This window comes from Ruegeria sp. CDSA236 (assembly GCF_059611285.1).
The window spans coordinates 127,604-142,615 of the sequence record NZ_JBXWPG010000004.1 but is presented as its reverse complement, the minus strand read 5'-3'; the positions used below and the strand labels follow the sequence as shown (position 1 = coordinate 142,615).

Annotated in this window: 17 protein-coding genes; 8 read left to right on the top strand and 9 right to left on the bottom strand. The window is 51.7% G+C overall.

The features are described 5' to 3' along the window. The first annotated feature begins 4 nt into the window (after positions 1-4). The 5 genes from AC2FLB_RS08615 to AC2FLB_RS08595 all read left to right on the top strand — a co-directional run bounded on the left by AC2FLB_RS08615 (position 5) and on the right by AC2FLB_RS08595 (position 5,718). Positions 5-880: a dioxygenase family protein gene (locus tag AC2FLB_RS08615; protein WP_496703059.1), complete on the top strand. Its 876-nt coding sequence runs from the start codon at positions 5-7 to the stop codon at positions 878-880. Between the two features lie 4 nt (positions 881-884). Next, complete coding sequence (locus AC2FLB_RS08610; RefSeq protein WP_496709062.1) at positions 885-1,745, top strand: 3-oxoadipate:acetyl-CoA acetyltransferase; 861 nt, start codon at positions 885-887, stop codon at positions 1,743-1,745. A 297-nt stretch (positions 1,746-2,042) separates the two neighbouring features. Continuing rightward, entirely contained in the window at positions 2,043-2,999 is a 957-nt protein-coding gene (locus AC2FLB_RS08605; RefSeq protein WP_496709061.1) for a TAXI family TRAP transporter solute-binding subunit, read from the top strand. An 18-nt stretch (positions 3,000-3,017) separates the two neighbouring features. Next, on the top strand, positions 3,018-4,922 hold the full coding sequence (locus tag AC2FLB_RS08600; protein ID WP_496709060.1) for a TRAP transporter permease: 1,905 nt from the start codon (positions 3,018-3,020) through the stop codon (positions 4,920-4,922). A 31-nt stretch (positions 4,923-4,953) separates the two neighbouring features. Beyond that, positions 4,954-5,718 carry a LamB/YcsF family protein gene (locus AC2FLB_RS08595; protein ID WP_496709059.1) on the top strand — a complete coding sequence of 255 codons (765 nt, stop codon included), beginning with the start codon at positions 4,954-4,956 and terminating at the stop codon, positions 5,716-5,718. 115 nt (positions 5,719-5,833) lie between these two features. On the opposite strand, the gene AC2FLB_RS08590 is transcribed toward AC2FLB_RS08595, so the two are convergent. Genes AC2FLB_RS08590 through AC2FLB_RS08570 form a run of 5 tightly spaced genes read right to left on the bottom strand, consistent with a single transcriptional unit; the run spans position 5,834 to position 8,825 of the window. Beyond that, positions 5,834-6,304 (bottom strand): flavodoxin domain-containing protein, encoded by a 471-nt coding sequence (locus tag AC2FLB_RS08590; RefSeq protein WP_496702014.1) that lies wholly within the window; start codon positions 6,302-6,304, stop codon positions 5,834-5,836. 43 nt (positions 6,305-6,347) lie between these two features. Next, entirely contained in the window at positions 6,348-7,130 is a 783-nt protein-coding gene (locus AC2FLB_RS08585) for an IclR family transcriptional regulator (RefSeq protein ID WP_496709058.1), read from the bottom strand. A gap of 52 nt (positions 7,131-7,182) precedes the next feature. Continuing rightward, complete coding sequence (locus AC2FLB_RS08580; RefSeq protein ID WP_496702010.1) at positions 7,183-7,752, bottom strand: cupin domain-containing protein; 570 nt, start codon at positions 7,750-7,752, stop codon at positions 7,183-7,185. Between the two features lie 21 nt (positions 7,753-7,773). Beyond that, a complete protein-coding gene (locus AC2FLB_RS08575; RefSeq protein WP_496705227.1) occupies positions 7,774-8,466 on the bottom strand; it encodes a cupin domain-containing protein in 693 nt (230 codons plus the stop codon). Between the two features lie 38 nt (positions 8,467-8,504). Beyond that, entirely contained in the window at positions 8,505-8,825 is a 321-nt protein-coding gene (locus tag AC2FLB_RS08570; protein ID WP_496702006.1) for an SCP2 sterol-binding domain-containing protein, read from the bottom strand. A 262-nt stretch (positions 8,826-9,087) separates the two neighbouring features. Here AC2FLB_RS08570 and AC2FLB_RS08565 point away from each other — a divergent pair, with 262 nt between their 5' ends. Beyond that, positions 9,088-10,308 (top strand): NAD(P)/FAD-dependent oxidoreductase, encoded by a 1,221-nt coding sequence (locus AC2FLB_RS08565; protein ID WP_496709057.1) that lies wholly within the window; start codon positions 9,088-9,090, stop codon positions 10,306-10,308. 75 nt (positions 10,309-10,383) lie between these two features. Beyond that, positions 10,384-10,971: a YceI family protein gene (locus AC2FLB_RS08560; RefSeq protein WP_496705225.1), complete on the top strand. Its 588-nt coding sequence runs from the start codon at positions 10,384-10,386 to the stop codon at positions 10,969-10,971. A 94-nt stretch (positions 10,972-11,065) separates the two neighbouring features. On the opposite strand, the gene AC2FLB_RS08555 is transcribed toward AC2FLB_RS08560, so the two are convergent. The 3 genes from AC2FLB_RS08555 to AC2FLB_RS08545 all read right to left on the bottom strand — a co-directional run bounded on the left by AC2FLB_RS08555 (position 11,066) and on the right by AC2FLB_RS08545 (position 13,483). Continuing rightward, positions 11,066-11,476, bottom strand: a complete 411-nt coding sequence (locus tag AC2FLB_RS08555; protein WP_496702093.1) for a DUF4345 family protein — start codon at positions 11,474-11,476, stop codon at positions 11,066-11,068. Between the two features lie 160 nt (positions 11,477-11,636). Continuing rightward, entirely contained in the window at positions 11,637-12,350 is a 714-nt protein-coding gene (locus tag AC2FLB_RS08550) for a dienelactone hydrolase family protein (protein ID WP_496705222.1), read from the bottom strand. A 143-nt stretch (positions 12,351-12,493) separates the two neighbouring features. After that, positions 12,494-13,483, bottom strand: coding sequence for a TAXI family TRAP transporter solute-binding subunit (locus AC2FLB_RS08545; protein WP_496709056.1), 990 nt, complete (start codon positions 13,481-13,483; stop codon positions 12,494-12,496). Between the two features lie 379 nt (positions 13,484-13,862). On the opposite strand from AC2FLB_RS08545, the gene AC2FLB_RS08540 reads away from it, so the two are divergent. Beyond that, a complete protein-coding gene (locus AC2FLB_RS08540) occupies positions 13,863-14,231 on the top strand; it encodes an antibiotic biosynthesis monooxygenase family protein (protein WP_496701997.1) in 369 nt (122 codons plus the stop codon). A 167-nt stretch (positions 14,232-14,398) separates the two neighbouring features. Here AC2FLB_RS08540 and AC2FLB_RS08535 read toward each other — a convergent pair whose 3' ends face one another. Further along, the gene (locus AC2FLB_RS08535; RefSeq protein ID WP_496709055.1) at positions 14,399-14,980 is read right to left on the bottom strand and encodes a DUF2269 family protein; all 582 of its coding nucleotides are present in this window, start codon (positions 14,978-14,980) and stop codon (positions 14,399-14,401) included. Positions 14,981-15,012 lie beyond the last annotated feature (32 nt).

Genomic DNA, 15,012 nt, shown 5'->3' with positions numbered 1-15,012 from the left:
ACCCATGTCAAATTTGGTTGATCTTTCCAAAATCGACTATTTCACTGAAGAGTCATCTGTTGAGGCCGTGCTTGGGCGCAATGGTTCAAATGCCGATGCCCGTCTGGCACAGATTTGGGGTGCATTGATCAAGCATTTGCATGCTTTTGCCAAGGACGTCGAATTGCGTCAGGACGAGTGGGACATCGCAATCGATTTCCTTACGGCAACCGGTCAAATCTGTGACGAAAACCGGCAGGAATTTATCTTGTTGAGCGATGTCATGGGTTTCTCGATGCTGACAGACGCAATCAATAACCGACGCCCGAAAGGCGCAACCGAGAACACGGTGTTTGGCCCATTCCATGTCGAAAACGCCCCTGAATACGAAATGGGTGCCGACATCTCATTGGACGGCAAGGGACAGTCTTGCCTGTTTGAGGGGCGGGTCTTGGACCTTGAAGGAAACCCGATCGAAGGTGCGCGTATCGATGTCTGGTGCGACAACGAAGATGGTTTCTACGACGTTCAGCAACCCGGTATTCAGCCCAAGTGGAACAATCGGGGTGTCTTCACGACTGGCCCGGATGGGTGCTACCACTTCAAGGGGATTAAGCCGGTGTCATATCCGATCCCCCATGATGGGCCGGTTGGAAAACTTCTGATCAAGCTCGATCGCCACCCCTTCCGCCCTGCGCATATGCATTACATGGTGACGGCGCCTGGCCATGAGAAAATCGTGACGCATACCTTTGTTGGCGAAGATGAATACCTCAAGTCTGATGCGGTTTTCGGCGTAAAGGCGACGCTGGTTGCCCCATTTGTTGAAAATAAGGACGGTGATACAGTTTGGCGTTCTCCTTTTGACTTTGTGATGGTGCCAGAAAAGGTGGAGTCCTAAGCCAATGACGCAAAAGCCTTGTATTATTTGTGTGGCAATTACAGGATCTTTGCCCCAAAAATCAGACAACCCGGCGGTGCCTATCACGGTCTCCGAGCAAATAGAAAGCACACAAGCTGCATTCGAAGCCGGGGCGACGATCGCACATTGCCATGTTCGCAATGACGATGGCTCGCCTACCTCGGATCCCGATAAATTCGGCCGGTTGTTTGAAGGTTTGAACAAACATTGCCCGGGTATGATTGTTCAGTTCTCGACCGGAGGACGATCGGGCGCAGGACATGAACGCGGGGGCAGTTTGCCGTTGCGTCCCGATATGGCCTCTTTGTCCGTTGGATCGACAAACTTTCCAACTCGGACCTACGACAATCCACCCGATCTGGTCGATTGGCTGGCTGCGGAAATGACGAAATACGAAATTACCGCAGAGATCGAGGCGTTCGATCTGAGCCATATTCACCAGGCTGTCGCCATGAGTAACGCAGGTAAGCTTCCGGGCAAGCTTTACGTGCAGTTCGTGATGGGTGTGAAAAACTCAATGCCGGCCGACAAGAATGTCTTCAATTACTATGTGAAAACAATGCAAAGGCTTGCCCCGGACGCGGAATGGTGTGCCGCCGGGATTGGAAGGCATCAGCTTGAACTGAACGAATGGTCGATTGCGGCCGGCGGTCATGCAAGAACCGGGCTTGAGGACAATGTCCGACTTGATCGAAACACACTTGCCCCATCAAATGCCGCTTTGGTGGCCCGAACTGCAGAGATTTGTCATAATCACGGCCGCCCAGTGGCAACCTGGACAGAAGCGCGGTCACTTCTGGGGCTTTCGCAGCCCGCAGTGGAACCTAATGAGATGGCTGGTTGATTGACCAGCCATCAACTTACCGGGGTCAGTGCGCAACCTCCTGTCCCTCAAGTTGAAAGGGGCGCGTGGCAGGCGTGCTCCAGCCTTGGCTGAGCGAATTGAATAGGTAAGTATACTTTATATGATATGTAATATGCCGTGTATTGTATTATTTTTATATAGAAATTCTGCTAAAAATCATCCCCACCATAGAGGTTGGCTTTGCTCGCCCAAAACCATTGGCAAACTTTAAGAGCCTAAAAACACTCGTCTTTTGCCGCATGAGCCAAGAGCCAACCCTGACAGGGAGGGATTTTTATGTTCAGTAAGATCAAACGGATGGCAATTCTTGCCTTGGGTATTGCGACGCTTGGCACAGTTGCCAGCGCACAAAGCTTGGGGATCGGAGCCAGTAAACAGGGATCACAGAATTATGCGGCCAATGCTGGTTTCGCAAAACTTCTGGCCGATGAGCTTGGGTACGATATTCGAGTGCAATCGTTTGGGGGATCAGGCCAAACAATGCCTCTGGTCGATAATGCCCGCTTGGATCTGCTGCTTGCTCCCAGCCCTGACTTTTCTGCCGCCGCGGGTGGTACAGGTGCCTTCGAAGGGCGACAGCTAGGTAATTTGCGCATCGTTGCAGCCATGGGTGGGTCCGCCTATGGTTTCATGGTCAACAAAGACAGCGACATGGCCATGGTCTCAGACGCCAAAGGCAAAACGATCACCTATGGATACACCGCACAACCGACGCTTCGGCCACAGGTCGACGCCATTCTTGCAGGCGGCGGTTTAAGCATCGATGAGATGCAGCTCGACAATGTACCGTCGGTGCCAAACGGCGTCGACGACTTGATTTCCGGCACCGCTGAAGTTGCGTTCTTTGCCCTTGCTGGGGGCAAGACACGCGAAGCGGACGCCGCGATAGGAGTCCGTTGGTTGGGGCTGGAGAACACACCCGAGGCACTCGCCGGTATGCGCGAATTCGTTCCGACCGCATATATTGACACTGTAGCCGCAGGATCGGCCCCTGGTGTGGATGTCGATACGAACATGATGTTCTATGATTATGTGCTTTTGGCAGGCGCGCATGTTTCGGATGAAACGATCGCCCCGATTGTCGAATACATTCACCAGAATCCGGAAAAAGTGCGGAGTATCTTTAAAACTTTCGCGCGGTTCGACCCGGAAAAAATGGCGCCTGATATGGGGGATCTCGTCTACCATCCGGCAGCGGCCACCTATTATCAGAAAGCAGGTTTGTCGCAGTAACTTCTGCTGACATAAATCATGGTTGGAACATCCAAAACCGCTCGTTTGGAGCAAGCCAATCAGGTGCTGAGTGGGCTGATCGTGGCCCTCTCGGTCATCTATGCTGCCAATCTGCATCGCTATGTCGGGGTGTCCGTCTATGATGCGCAATTATTGGTCGCGTCTTTCGCGCTCGCACTCGCCTCTGGAATTTTAAGTTTTGCGAAAACCGCGGACAGGCCGATCACCCGTAGAATTGCTGTCCTGTGGGCCGCGGTCACACTTGTTACCGGTGGCTACGTTGCGGTGAACTATGTCCGGCTTTCGATGGACGCTCCGTTTGTGCCCCCTTTGCTGGTTGCGATCAGCTGCGTTCTGCTGGGTGGGTTGCTTTTGTTGTTGCGGCGTTTTGCGGGCACCGGAATTCTAATCGTAGTGCTAGTCTTCATAGCCTACGGGCTCTGGGGGCATCTTCTCCCCGGTGATCTCCAGAGCCGCCCTACTTATTGGGACGAACTTGTCATCTATCTGAGCCTGGATGCAAACGGCATTCTTGGAGCAGCATTGAAAGTCGCCGTCGTAATTGTCGTTCCCTACCTGTTGTTCGGTCAGTTTCTGACGGCCTGTGGAGCCGCGGATTTTTTCAATGACCTGGCTTTATCAGGGATGGGTCGTTTCAGGGGTGGACCAGCAAAAGTAGCAGTCTCGGCGTCGGCTTTGTTCGGATCTATTTCAGGATCAGCGGTTGGAAATGTCGTCGGCACGGGCGTGGTTACGATCCCGATGATGAAAAAAGCTGGTTTTAATGGAAGATATGCTGGCGCGGTTGAGGCGGTCGCGTCTACGGGTGGGCAACTGGTGCCGCCTGTGATGGGAGCCGCGGCCTTTATCATGGCCGACTTTATTGGCGTGGATTATTCGACCGTGATGTTGGCGGCTTTGCCATCTGCTCTGCTCTACTATAGCGCTATTTTCATCAATGTTGATCTGACAGCGGCCAGGCGAGGGGTGGCACAGGTTGAAGAAGCTGATATCCCGAGCGGCCGCGAGGCACTCAAGCAGGGTTGGCACTTCATTTTACCGTTCGTTGTGCTGATTTATACGCTGTTCGCCCTGAACATGAGACCTGAGCGTTCTGCGGTCATTTCGATTGTGGTGTTATTGGTCGGCAGCTTGATATTTGGCTACAAAGGCCGTCGTATCAGGCCAATTCAGATTTGGCAGGCTATAGCGTCTGCGGGCCAATCGGCTATCGGGCTGGTTGTTGTCTGTGCAGCTGCTGGACTGATCATTGGTATTCTGAATATCACCGGCCTTGCCTTTAATTTGACACTGCACATAATCACCGCAAGCGGTGGCAGTCTGCTGGTGCTCGCCTTGATCACGGCGTTGATTTCCATTGTTTTGGGGATGGGGATGCCAACTGTTGGGGTCTACATTCTGTTGGCGACACTGGTCGCCCCGGCTTTGATCGAATTCGGTGTCCCAGTGATGGCAGCACATCTTTTCGTGTTCTATTTCGGGCTGATGTCGATGATCACTCCGCCTGTTGCACTGGCGTCATTTGCCGCAGCGAATATCGCGGGGTCATCAGCATGGGAGACAAGCAAAGAGGCAATGAAGCTGGCTTGGCCGGCTTATTTGGTCCCGTTTCTTTTTCTGTTTGCACCCGGATTGATTTTGGAAGGCAATCTGCTGAAGGCACTTTGGTCAATAGCAACAGCATTGGTTGGTATTTACATGGTAACTGCTGGCTTCGTTGGGTTTTTCCAACATGTCAGGGGGTTCATCGGTCGCTTAACTTTGACGCTTTGTGGTGTGCTGTGTCTGTTGCCTTCAGATTTGTTTCCCTCCGCGATCTGGACAGATATTGTGGGCTTGTCTGTGCTTGCTTTCTTCATTGTGGGTTCGAGAAATCGCGTGGCTGCCTCAGACACTCAATAATCCGACATCTAAGAATTAGGGCCTGGCAATAATGACTAATGTGGTTGATCTAAATTCGGATCTTGGCGAAGGATTTGGTGCATGGAAAATGGGGGATGATCTTGCACTGATGGACATCGTTTCATCTGCGAACATCGCCTGCGGATTCCACGCCGGAGATCAGAACATTATGGCCCAGACCATGAAAATTGCGGTCCAAAAAGGGACCGGAATTGGTGCACATCCCGGTTTTCCCGATCTGACTGGATTCGGTCGCCGTCGGATGAGTTTTTCCTCGGATGAGCTGACCAATATGATTGGATATCAGCTGGGTGCGGCGCAGTCGATGGCGCTACTGTCGGGTGGAAAAGTTCGACACCTTAAGCTGCATGGTGCCTTGGGAAACATGGCGTCGGAAGACATCAATATTGCCAGAACCTGCTTTGAGGCCGCGTTGAAAGTTCAGCCCGAAATCATACTCATGGCGATTGCATCAACTGCGATGGAGCAGGCAGTGAAGGAACTGGATTGCTCATGGGTAGGCGAGGTCTACGCTGACCGCGCTTACGAAAATGACGGAACCTTGGTAGACCGCAGGCAACCGGGCGCTGTTTTGGAGGATGCCGACTATGCCGCCGAGCGCATCATGATGATGTTGAAAGAGCAGGCGGTTATCACCAAAACCGGGAAACGCCTTCCATGTCGCGTTGATACGGTGTGTTTGCATGGCGATACTGTTGGTGCCGTTGCTATGGGAACCAAAATTCGCAGAAATCTTGTTGACGCAGGTATCGGTATCAAAATGTTTGAGGCGTAGATTCATTGCATTTCCTGGCGAAATGCTTCGGGAACTGCCGTGACAAAACCTGATTTCTGAAGGCCGTCCTCACAAGTTGTATGGGAACCTCGCAAGGTGCAAGGTTCCCGGTTTTTTAGGCCATTTCTTTGGATAGTGCCGCGACCCAACCGTCGATCCAGTCCAGCGCGGCTTCTTCAGGATAGACGCCGGATTTCGCATCATGTTCCATGCGATCTACCAGCCGCTTGGCACCCAATTCAGCGAAGGTTGCATCAAAGGCTTTGCCGCCACCGCAGAATGTCTGTGGATAATCCATGCTTCCCAAAGCAATGACGCCATAGCGCACAGACGACAGATCGGGGCGATCTTTTGTCAGGAACTCGTGAAACTCTTTGCCGTTGTCCGGCACTTCACCAGTGCCATATGTCGAACTGCAGATCACATAGGTATCGCGTGCATCCAGCATTTTTTGTGATGCTTTTTCCATGCGGACAACGCGGGCTTTGTACCCGGTTTCAACAAGCTTATCGGCCACTTCATCCGCGACCATTTCTGCAACGCCGCTCATAGACGCGACCAGAACAACAACTGGATGATCGTTCATTTCTATCCTTTCGCAGCACCCCTCATTTGGGTTTTGCATTCTTTTAACCGGTCGAACCGGACTGTTTTTCGATAAAGGCTGCTGAGAGACCCAAGGTTACTTCCTGAGCTGCAGCCTGAACATAAATTGATAGCCGTTCGACCATCTGCGAATTCACTTCATGCTCGTTCAAGACAAGCGTCATGCTGCCGATCACAGACTTGTTTGCTGCGAATATAGGTGCGGCAATTCCGACCTTCCCTGGATCCAGCTGCCCATACGCAACTACGATGGAGTTGGACCGGATACGCTTCAAGTTGCGACGAAACTCTTCCCAGGTTGCCCCAAGACCGGCAGCTTCGATTTCCCTCTCGTGTTCGGCAAAGATCGCTTTCAGGTTTCTGCTAGGAATGTAGGCAAGGACAACTCGGGATGCTGCGCCAAGAAACAACCCCAAAGGTCGGCCCCTCTCATAGGAAAGGGATTTTTCCGGATCGACAAACCCTTCCGAGTGAACACACATGACCTGATGGCGATACTTTCGGCACAGCAATGCGGAACCATTGTCGCCCGTCAGATCGACCAGCTTACGCATGATCGGCGTTGCCGTTTTCACTAATTGATCCTGACGCCTTATCATTCTGTCGAATTCGATAATCGCCGGACCAAGAGTGTAAACGCCGGGGTTCAAGGCCTCGACCAGACCGAAAGCACTCAGACTGTTGAAGTAGCGGTAAGTCGAGCTGCTGGACAGGGAAAGACGTTTGGTCGCCTCTTCCACTGTCCATTCCGGTTCTTCAATGGTGAAAAGCTTCATGACTGATAAAAGTTTATCTGCAGTTGTCATATAGCTTTTCTCCTATTTGCTGATCGCCGATGGTAATTAATCGCAGCACAACCTACCAGTCGTCATCGTCGTCTGTTTCAGCCGTTAACTCGTCGACTATTGCCTGCCATCTGTTGCCGGTAGTATCCACCGGCGGATGTTCGGTGCCGCAGTCGCCGCATGTGCGCATGTCTTTGTCACTGTTAAAGGCGTTGGTCGCACGCAGATACGCCTCCTGAGGGAGTTCCTCGGCCGTATCCCAAGTTACGCGCGCAACTTCTGATGAGCATTTCTCGCAATACCAAGCAACAGCCTCCAAACCGGCATGCTCTGCTTTGTAACGATAATGGATGGTCTCTTCCGAAGGTACGACGCGATGCGGGGTACGGGCCGGAACATAGATCATTTCACCCGGCGTGCCTTTGACGTAATTCACGCTGCTGTCGCGGAATTCAACCTTGGCTGCGCCCGACATCAGTACGATCATTGTGTCTTTTTCACAAATCAGATGGAACGGCTGAATGCGGTCGCTTCGGCTGATGTTGACCTGCGGGTCTACACCTTCAGATATTGCTGGATACTCGTCATAGCAGCCGATCTGCTGAGCGAGTTGATAGGTTTGATGAAATCGCCTACGTGGCATCTTTCTGTCTCCTCGCTAAATTCAAGCGGACGTCGCTTCGATGAGCAAATCGCGGCAATGCTCACTGGCTTCGTAATTTGTATGGTAGCTCGTCCAACCCCAGACGTGCATCGGGAACAGGTTGTGCTCGTGCCCACATTTGGAACATTTCCGAACTTCTGGGTCGTCATTGTACTCTTTGCCGAATTCATAGCTCTTGAGCAGCGTTTCCAGCGGAGCAAAGTACCCAGGCACAGGGCCGCGGATTTCGTTGTAATTCTCAACGTCGAATTCGTGATCCAGCATAACATTCTGGCACTTGTGGCAATGGAAGGTCAGGCCTTCATGCTGACGTACACCTTCTGCTGATTGACGTTGAACAACGATCATCAGCATCACGTTTTCCGGGTCTCTCTCGTTCTCAAAGAACGACCCAACGTGGTGGCTACGTGGACCAACCATCAGCGTACCAGTTCTGACCGCCGAGCCCTTGGACGCCAGGCAAAGGAAGGTTTCATCAACCGAGTTCGTGTGATGGAAATGGCCCATGCCATCATCCCCCAGGTCGCCTTGGAACAAGGCGATACCAGGAACAAGGCATTCGTCCGTCACATAAGGGAACGGGGTTGTAAGTGTCGTATTTGCTGTCCGAGCTGCATGGAATGCGTTCGACGCCATAGGCGGGCGATCCGGATCAGGTGGCGCAATAGTTAGTTGGGTGCTGTCTGTGCTCATTCGCTAACGTCCCATGTTGGGTTTCAACTAATTTCCACTCAAGCCCGGTCGGGTCCGATGATCGAGCCGAGCTTCCAGCCTGCGTCAACGTTTCCGTCGATCGTCATCCGGCCAGCCATAAAGGCTTCGGTTGGGTCTTTGCTGCCGTCAGAAATCTTGCAGAAATCCCCAAATTTGATGTTTACGATTGTTTCGGCGTCATTGTCTTCATTTGAAACGATATGAGGGACATTTTTGGCATCAATATAGATGACGCCTTCGTCGCCAAAGTTGAATTTTACAGTGTGCCCAAAGCCGCTGTCTTCACCGACGCGCTTGCGCATTTCCTGAGTCATTTCTTCTAGTGTTGGTTTAGCCATTTGGATTTCCTCCCATTGAGCAATGGTTCGCTAATAGGTGTTCAACTTGATCACCAATTTCAGCCAGAAATCGCATATGCTGGGAAAAATGTCAAATAGAACATCTAATTTTATTGTTAAGTGCGAGAAAATGTGCCATATGCGATTGAAATTGAATGCTGTCTGAGCGTGCATTTCCTGACATATTCGCACTCGCCAGGCAGGAGTCCATATCGCAGAAAGGGTTCATCGAAGCCCGACTCACGAAAGAAAGGGTGGAGCATTGTCACAGCGACAAAAAATCGTGATTGTGGGTGGCGGACAAGCGGGTGGCCGTGCGGCTCTGGCGGCGCGCGCATCAGACCCAGCTGCCGACATCTCTCTGATCTCAATGGAGCCTTGCGCACCATACGAAAGGCCGATTCTGTCGAAAGCCATGTTGCTGGATGACGAAACCAAGCTTCCTTTTGTCTTCGATGATGCGACGGCCAAGGAACGGGATATTCGTTTGCACTTGGGAGTGTCGGTGACAAAAATTGATCGGGCGACAAAAACCGTTCTTCTCGAAGATGGCGAAAACATAGCATATGACAAACTGATTCTCGCGACCGGTAGCCGGCTAAGGCGTATCTCGTTGGACGGTGCCGAAAAGGATTGTGTTCACTATCTTCGCAGCATGGATGACTGCAGCAAATTGCGGGATCAACTGACAAAAGGCAAACGATTGACCGTCATTGGTGGCGGGTTCATCGGACTTGAGGTTGCGGCAACGGCCCAAAAGCTTGGGTGCACTGTCACAATCGTTGAAGCTGGTGAAACGCTGTTGCCCCGAGTTGGATCACCCACTGTCAGTACCTTTGTGCAGACCTATCACTCTGACAAAGGCGTGCGCTTTCTGTTTGGTGTTCAGGCCCAGGCAATGGATGGCGAAAACTTGGTATTGTCGAACGGCACGTCTGTTCCCACCGATATGATCCTAGTCGGTATTGGGGTAGACCCCGAAACATCGCTTGCCGAAGATGCTGGATTGACTATCGAAAACGGCATCAAGACGGATAGTTTTGGCAGAACTTCTGATCCTGATATTTTCGCCGTAGGTGATGCAGTTAACCAGATGAACCCTGAATATGATCGTCACATGCGCCTGGAATCTTGGGAAAATGCCAATGTACAGGGTGATGCGGTCGGTAAATCGGTGGTGGGCGAGCTGACCGAAGTTTCCACGATTCCGTGGTTCTGGTCTGATCAGGGCGATCTGAATATTCAAATTCTGGGGCAGTTGGACGCAGAGATGCATTGTATTGAGCGTGCGGGCGAGGATGATGGGCTGACCCTGATTCAGCTTGTCGACAACAAAATCCAAGGTGCGGTTACGATCAATCAGGCCCGCGATATGCCTTTGTTACGGAGAATGATCGCCGACCCGAATTTTCACGGTGACGAAGCCATCTTTAGTGACGATTCCGTGCCGCTCAGGAAGATAATGAAATCAGCACGACGCTAGCGGAGACAAAGTGAGCTCTTTCTTACGAGTGGCTTTTTGTCCTTAGAATTTCACGCTTCTATCAGGAGATATTTCATGAAGCTTTCGGTGTTGTTTGCCGCAATGGCCTTAACCGCCTCGGCTCTGGCATCCACCAGTGTGGCTGACTCGGAAAAATACCTTCTGGCGCCGAAATGGTCACAAATTATATTTAGCTACGATCATCTTGGTTACTCCAGAACAACCGGCATGTTCTCAGGTATTGAAGGTGAGATCGACTTTGACAAAGAGAACCCGGAAGGATCCAGTGTTGCGGTCTGGTTCCCGGTGTCAACGATGTTCACCGGCCTCGAGCAGAGAGATGCGAACTTTACCGTCGGTGGAGATTTTTTTGTTGCGACTGAGAATGATCAGATCGAGTTCAAGTCAACGCATATTGAAGTCACTGGTGAGACAACGGCCAAGATAACTGGCGACCTGACGATGAATGGCTCAACACATCCAGTCACTCTTGATGCAAGAATGAATAAAATGGGTTTCCATGACAAAGAGCAAAAGGATTGGGTGGGGTTCGATGCGACAGCATCCGTGCTACGGTCTGAATTTGGTTTGGGCAAATACGCGCCGGGTGTCAGCGACAAAGTCGACATTTCGATTTCGATCGAAGCTATGAAAGCTGAATAAATTTAGGCGACGCGTTTGACCCCTACCTGTTCTCACTGGATAGGTAGGGGCCGCGGGCCAGTCTTTGTAATCGGATGATTGCTCTAAAAGAGCTTCAGGTTTCAGAATGCGCTCTGGATGAAACTACGAGGCATAGCAATCCCACGACCGAGAGGGTGAAGGGAACCAATTCTCTGGATAGGATTGTGAGCTGGGCATCGTTCGACCCGTCCAGATTGATCCCGGTAAGTCTGGTAATGACAACAAGAGTCAGTGTGGTGGCAACTGCCACCAATCCAGGCTTCAAAAACGACCGAAAGAATACGCCGTAAAGAGCGAACAGTCCCAAACCCAAGTGGAAGCCGCCGAAGTCGACGCGGATGCTGGTGATCCCGTCAGGAGCAAGAGTTGCAGTTCCACTGATGACGGTAGGGTCCATTACGCCAGCAATACCGGCGAGACACATGATGAGCCCACACAACAGCAAAGTTAGTCTTGGAATCCAGGATATTATCTTCCTTGGCATCGTGCTCATTTACATTCCCCATCGAGTTAGAGTTTACGGACGTTGCGCAGCAAGCTCAGCGAGCTGAGTAGGTGCTTGCGCATGCAATAAGAACCGGGCTTACGAAATCCGGTTCTCATAACGTTTGAAGAGCAGGTGACCCGCTTGGTTCGCCTTGGGTTTATGCACCCAGATGCTTTTTGAAGAACTCCAGAGTGGCCGATTCTGCGGCAATAGCAGCTTCTTCTGCACGACCAGAACGGCCCAAACGTGCAAATGCGTGGCCGACACCGTCATGTACAGTTACAGAGCCGTCTTTTGACTGCTCGACATGTTCGGTAATCGCGGTCTGAGCTTCAGGCGGGCAAAGATGATCGTCGGCACCCAAATGGATCAAAAGCGGAGCCTGAGGACCAGTGCTGCTCCCAAGATCCTGACTGATAGCCACTGGATAAAAGCAAACGACGGCATCGGCAGCATTGGACGTCGCCATGCGGAAGGCAACGCGCCCTCCCAGACAATAGCCAACAACACCGATCTTGCCTTGCAGCTTGGCATCCTCGCGAAGAAGTGCAACGGCGGCATCCATGTCGCCAAGGCTTGCCTCGAGGTCAAACCCCTGCATAAACCCCATCGCCTTTTCGCGATCTTCTTCCAGTGCGGCGTTCAGTTCGATATCGCGCTCCTGCCGCCAGAACATATCCGGTGCGATGACATCATAACCTTGCTCGGCAAACCAGTCGGATGCTGCTCGGATATTGTCGTTTACACCGAAAATTTCCTGGATCAGAACGATTCCACCGATAGCGTCGGTCGATGACGGTCTGCTGCGATAGGCTGAAAACGATTGGCCATCAGCTGCAGCAATAGTGATTGTCTTACTATCAATAGCCATAATGTCGTGCTCCGTGTTGAATGTTGAAGGGAACAAGTTCGAGGGGGGTTGTGAGTGGTAGAACGAGGGGGTCTGTGAGTGAGGGGGGGTGTGAGTGGTAGAGCGAGGGGGGTTTGTGAGTGAGTAGGTGTTATGGGGTTGTTCTACTCGATGATGCCCGCTTCTTTGTAATAGCGCGCAGCACCGGGATGTAAGGGTATCGGGGAATCCGCCATGCGTTCCGGCACAAGCGGATAGCTGAGGGGGCTGTGATGTGATGGGATGTGACGGAATTGTTGTTCGATAACCTCGCGAGTTTCGACCAGACACCAGGTCAACAGATGCGCAAGATCTTTGGGCATATCATCACGCACAAGCACGGCGAAATCAGAGAAATTCAACGCGGGCAGATCTTCGGTTTGACCTTCCCAGAAATGAGCAGGCACAACGGCACGGGGCCAGCCGTACTGGGTCTCCAGCTTTGTCAGGGCAGCATCTGCTGCTGGTAAGAACACCAGAGAGCGGTTTGCGACAGCATCCCGCCACCAAGGCGTCATATATGCCTCCTGCAGTAGGGCGTCGACTTCGCCATCACGCATACGGAACACCGATTGTTCGGGTCTGGTATCCGTAATCAATTTACCACCCCAGGACTCCAGAGTGTCGCGGTCGATGCCATGGGCCTCTAGATAACGGGCGGCCGTATAACCGATCAGATTTACACCGTCATCTTCCGAAGTGGCGAGTGTGATTGGTGGTTTTTTCTCACGCAGCTCTTCAAATGTTGAGACGCCATATTTTGGATCGATGGCGAAAACCATGCGGTCTGTTTGTGGAAGAATTGCAAGCGTGCGCAGCCGTGGAAGCGGGCTTCCTTCGAAGATCCCTTCCCCAGCCAGCGCGCCGGGCAACATTTGGACGGGCGTGGCGATGCAGAGATCAACCTCACCGTTAGACACAGCAATCGGAGAGTCAGCACCGGCAATCAGATTCCAAATTGCAACGCGCGATCCTTTTTCGGTGCGGTCGCAGACCTCCTGGCACAGCCATGAGCAGATGCGGTGAAAATTTGCTTGGCCCCAGTCACCGGTAAAGTTCAGGTGAACACTGCGATCAAGTTTTGGCTGTTTGTCCATATTTGGCGCAGTTGTCATCTTAAGGGCATCTCCTGTTGCTTTTGTCTCTTTATAGGATTAATGAATACTTAACAATGATGAAATTCCCGTAAAGTGGGAAAAATGGTAAATAAAGTGAAGTGCGCAGCTAACTCATTCAAAACAAGGTGAAACTGATCTGAAGCCGAACCTTTGCACAATGACAAGATAGCGCCAAAGCTTGCACGATGTTCGTAGGGTCTATTTGATGATGTCAAAAAAGATCATATATAAAATCATAGCTGACTATGTTAATTGGTCAACACAAAGCATGCCTAGTCATAGGCGTTTGGGCGCAAAAAGGCGCACCAGAATCCAGGCGGGTAGGACGCAGATTTGACCCGCAACAGTTAGCAAACCCACCAACTAGGAGAAAATCATGGCTAAACTTGTAGAACTTGATGAGGTCGTCACATTGGCCGAGCAACTGGGCAGCAGTGAAGGCCCAGTTGTTCTGGTGAACGTATTCTCGATCGATCCGAAAGACGAAGAAGCGCTGGTTGCCGCGTGGGCGCATGATGCCGGCTTTATGAAGGCGCAGCCTGGCTACATTTCGACTCAGATGCACAAAGGTCTGGCCGGTAGCGGAACTTATATGAACTATGCAATCTGGGAGGACGTCGCGTCTTTCCGTAACGCGTTTACCAACCCGGAATTCCAGGCCCGGATCGGTCAATACCCTGAGAGCGCAGTCGTGCGTCCTCACTTGTTCACCAAGATGACCGTCCCAGGTTTCTGCGTGGGTTAATACTCAGTATTGTCATCAATCTTTTGGCCCGATGACTTCTGGTTCTTCGGGCCAAAGGGCCACCATTACCTCTGAAATTCGTTGGGCACTACTAGCCAAGCGATGCGCGAGGAACCGGCAATAGCTTAGTGCTGAACGTTCCCAACGCGTTAAAGTCCATCACTCTCTCAAAAACCCGTGGCTTCCTGATGATTAGCTTGGCGACAGAGCCAAGGACCTACGGTTGTCAGAATAAGCGCGAATTCGATTGCGAAGCCGATCCCGATCAAAAGCAGGGCCCAGCTTTCGGGCCGAAAGGTTCCCAGGACCAAGATCAAAATAAGTATCGGTAAATCCAGAGCCCGACAAAATAGGGACAAACCGTTGTTTCGAAGTGCCTCGAGCTTTTTGACCGTTTGTCCCTCGCCAAGCATTCTACGACAGCGACGCAGGTCAAATCTTACTTTGACGTGAACCACAAACAGCCAAACCGAAAACAGGCCAACCATGCCCGCCAACCATGGTGTTTCCAATAATTCAACCGGGCCATAGTAGTTCGCAATCAGCCATCCGCCTGATGAGATGACAAACAGGGCCCCCGGCAGGGCGAGGAAGCTATAGGCAATGCCCATGGCCTCAAGTGCGTTCTTGTAGCCAGCCTGTGTTGCAATTCTGCGGGGCAGAATGTCTTGGACAAAAACCGAAAACAAACCGGCCGCGACCAGTAGGATTCCGAACAAGTGAGTGAACTTCATAAGCGTAAACAGCATCGGTGTGCCTCGTGATTTAACTAAAGAGCTAA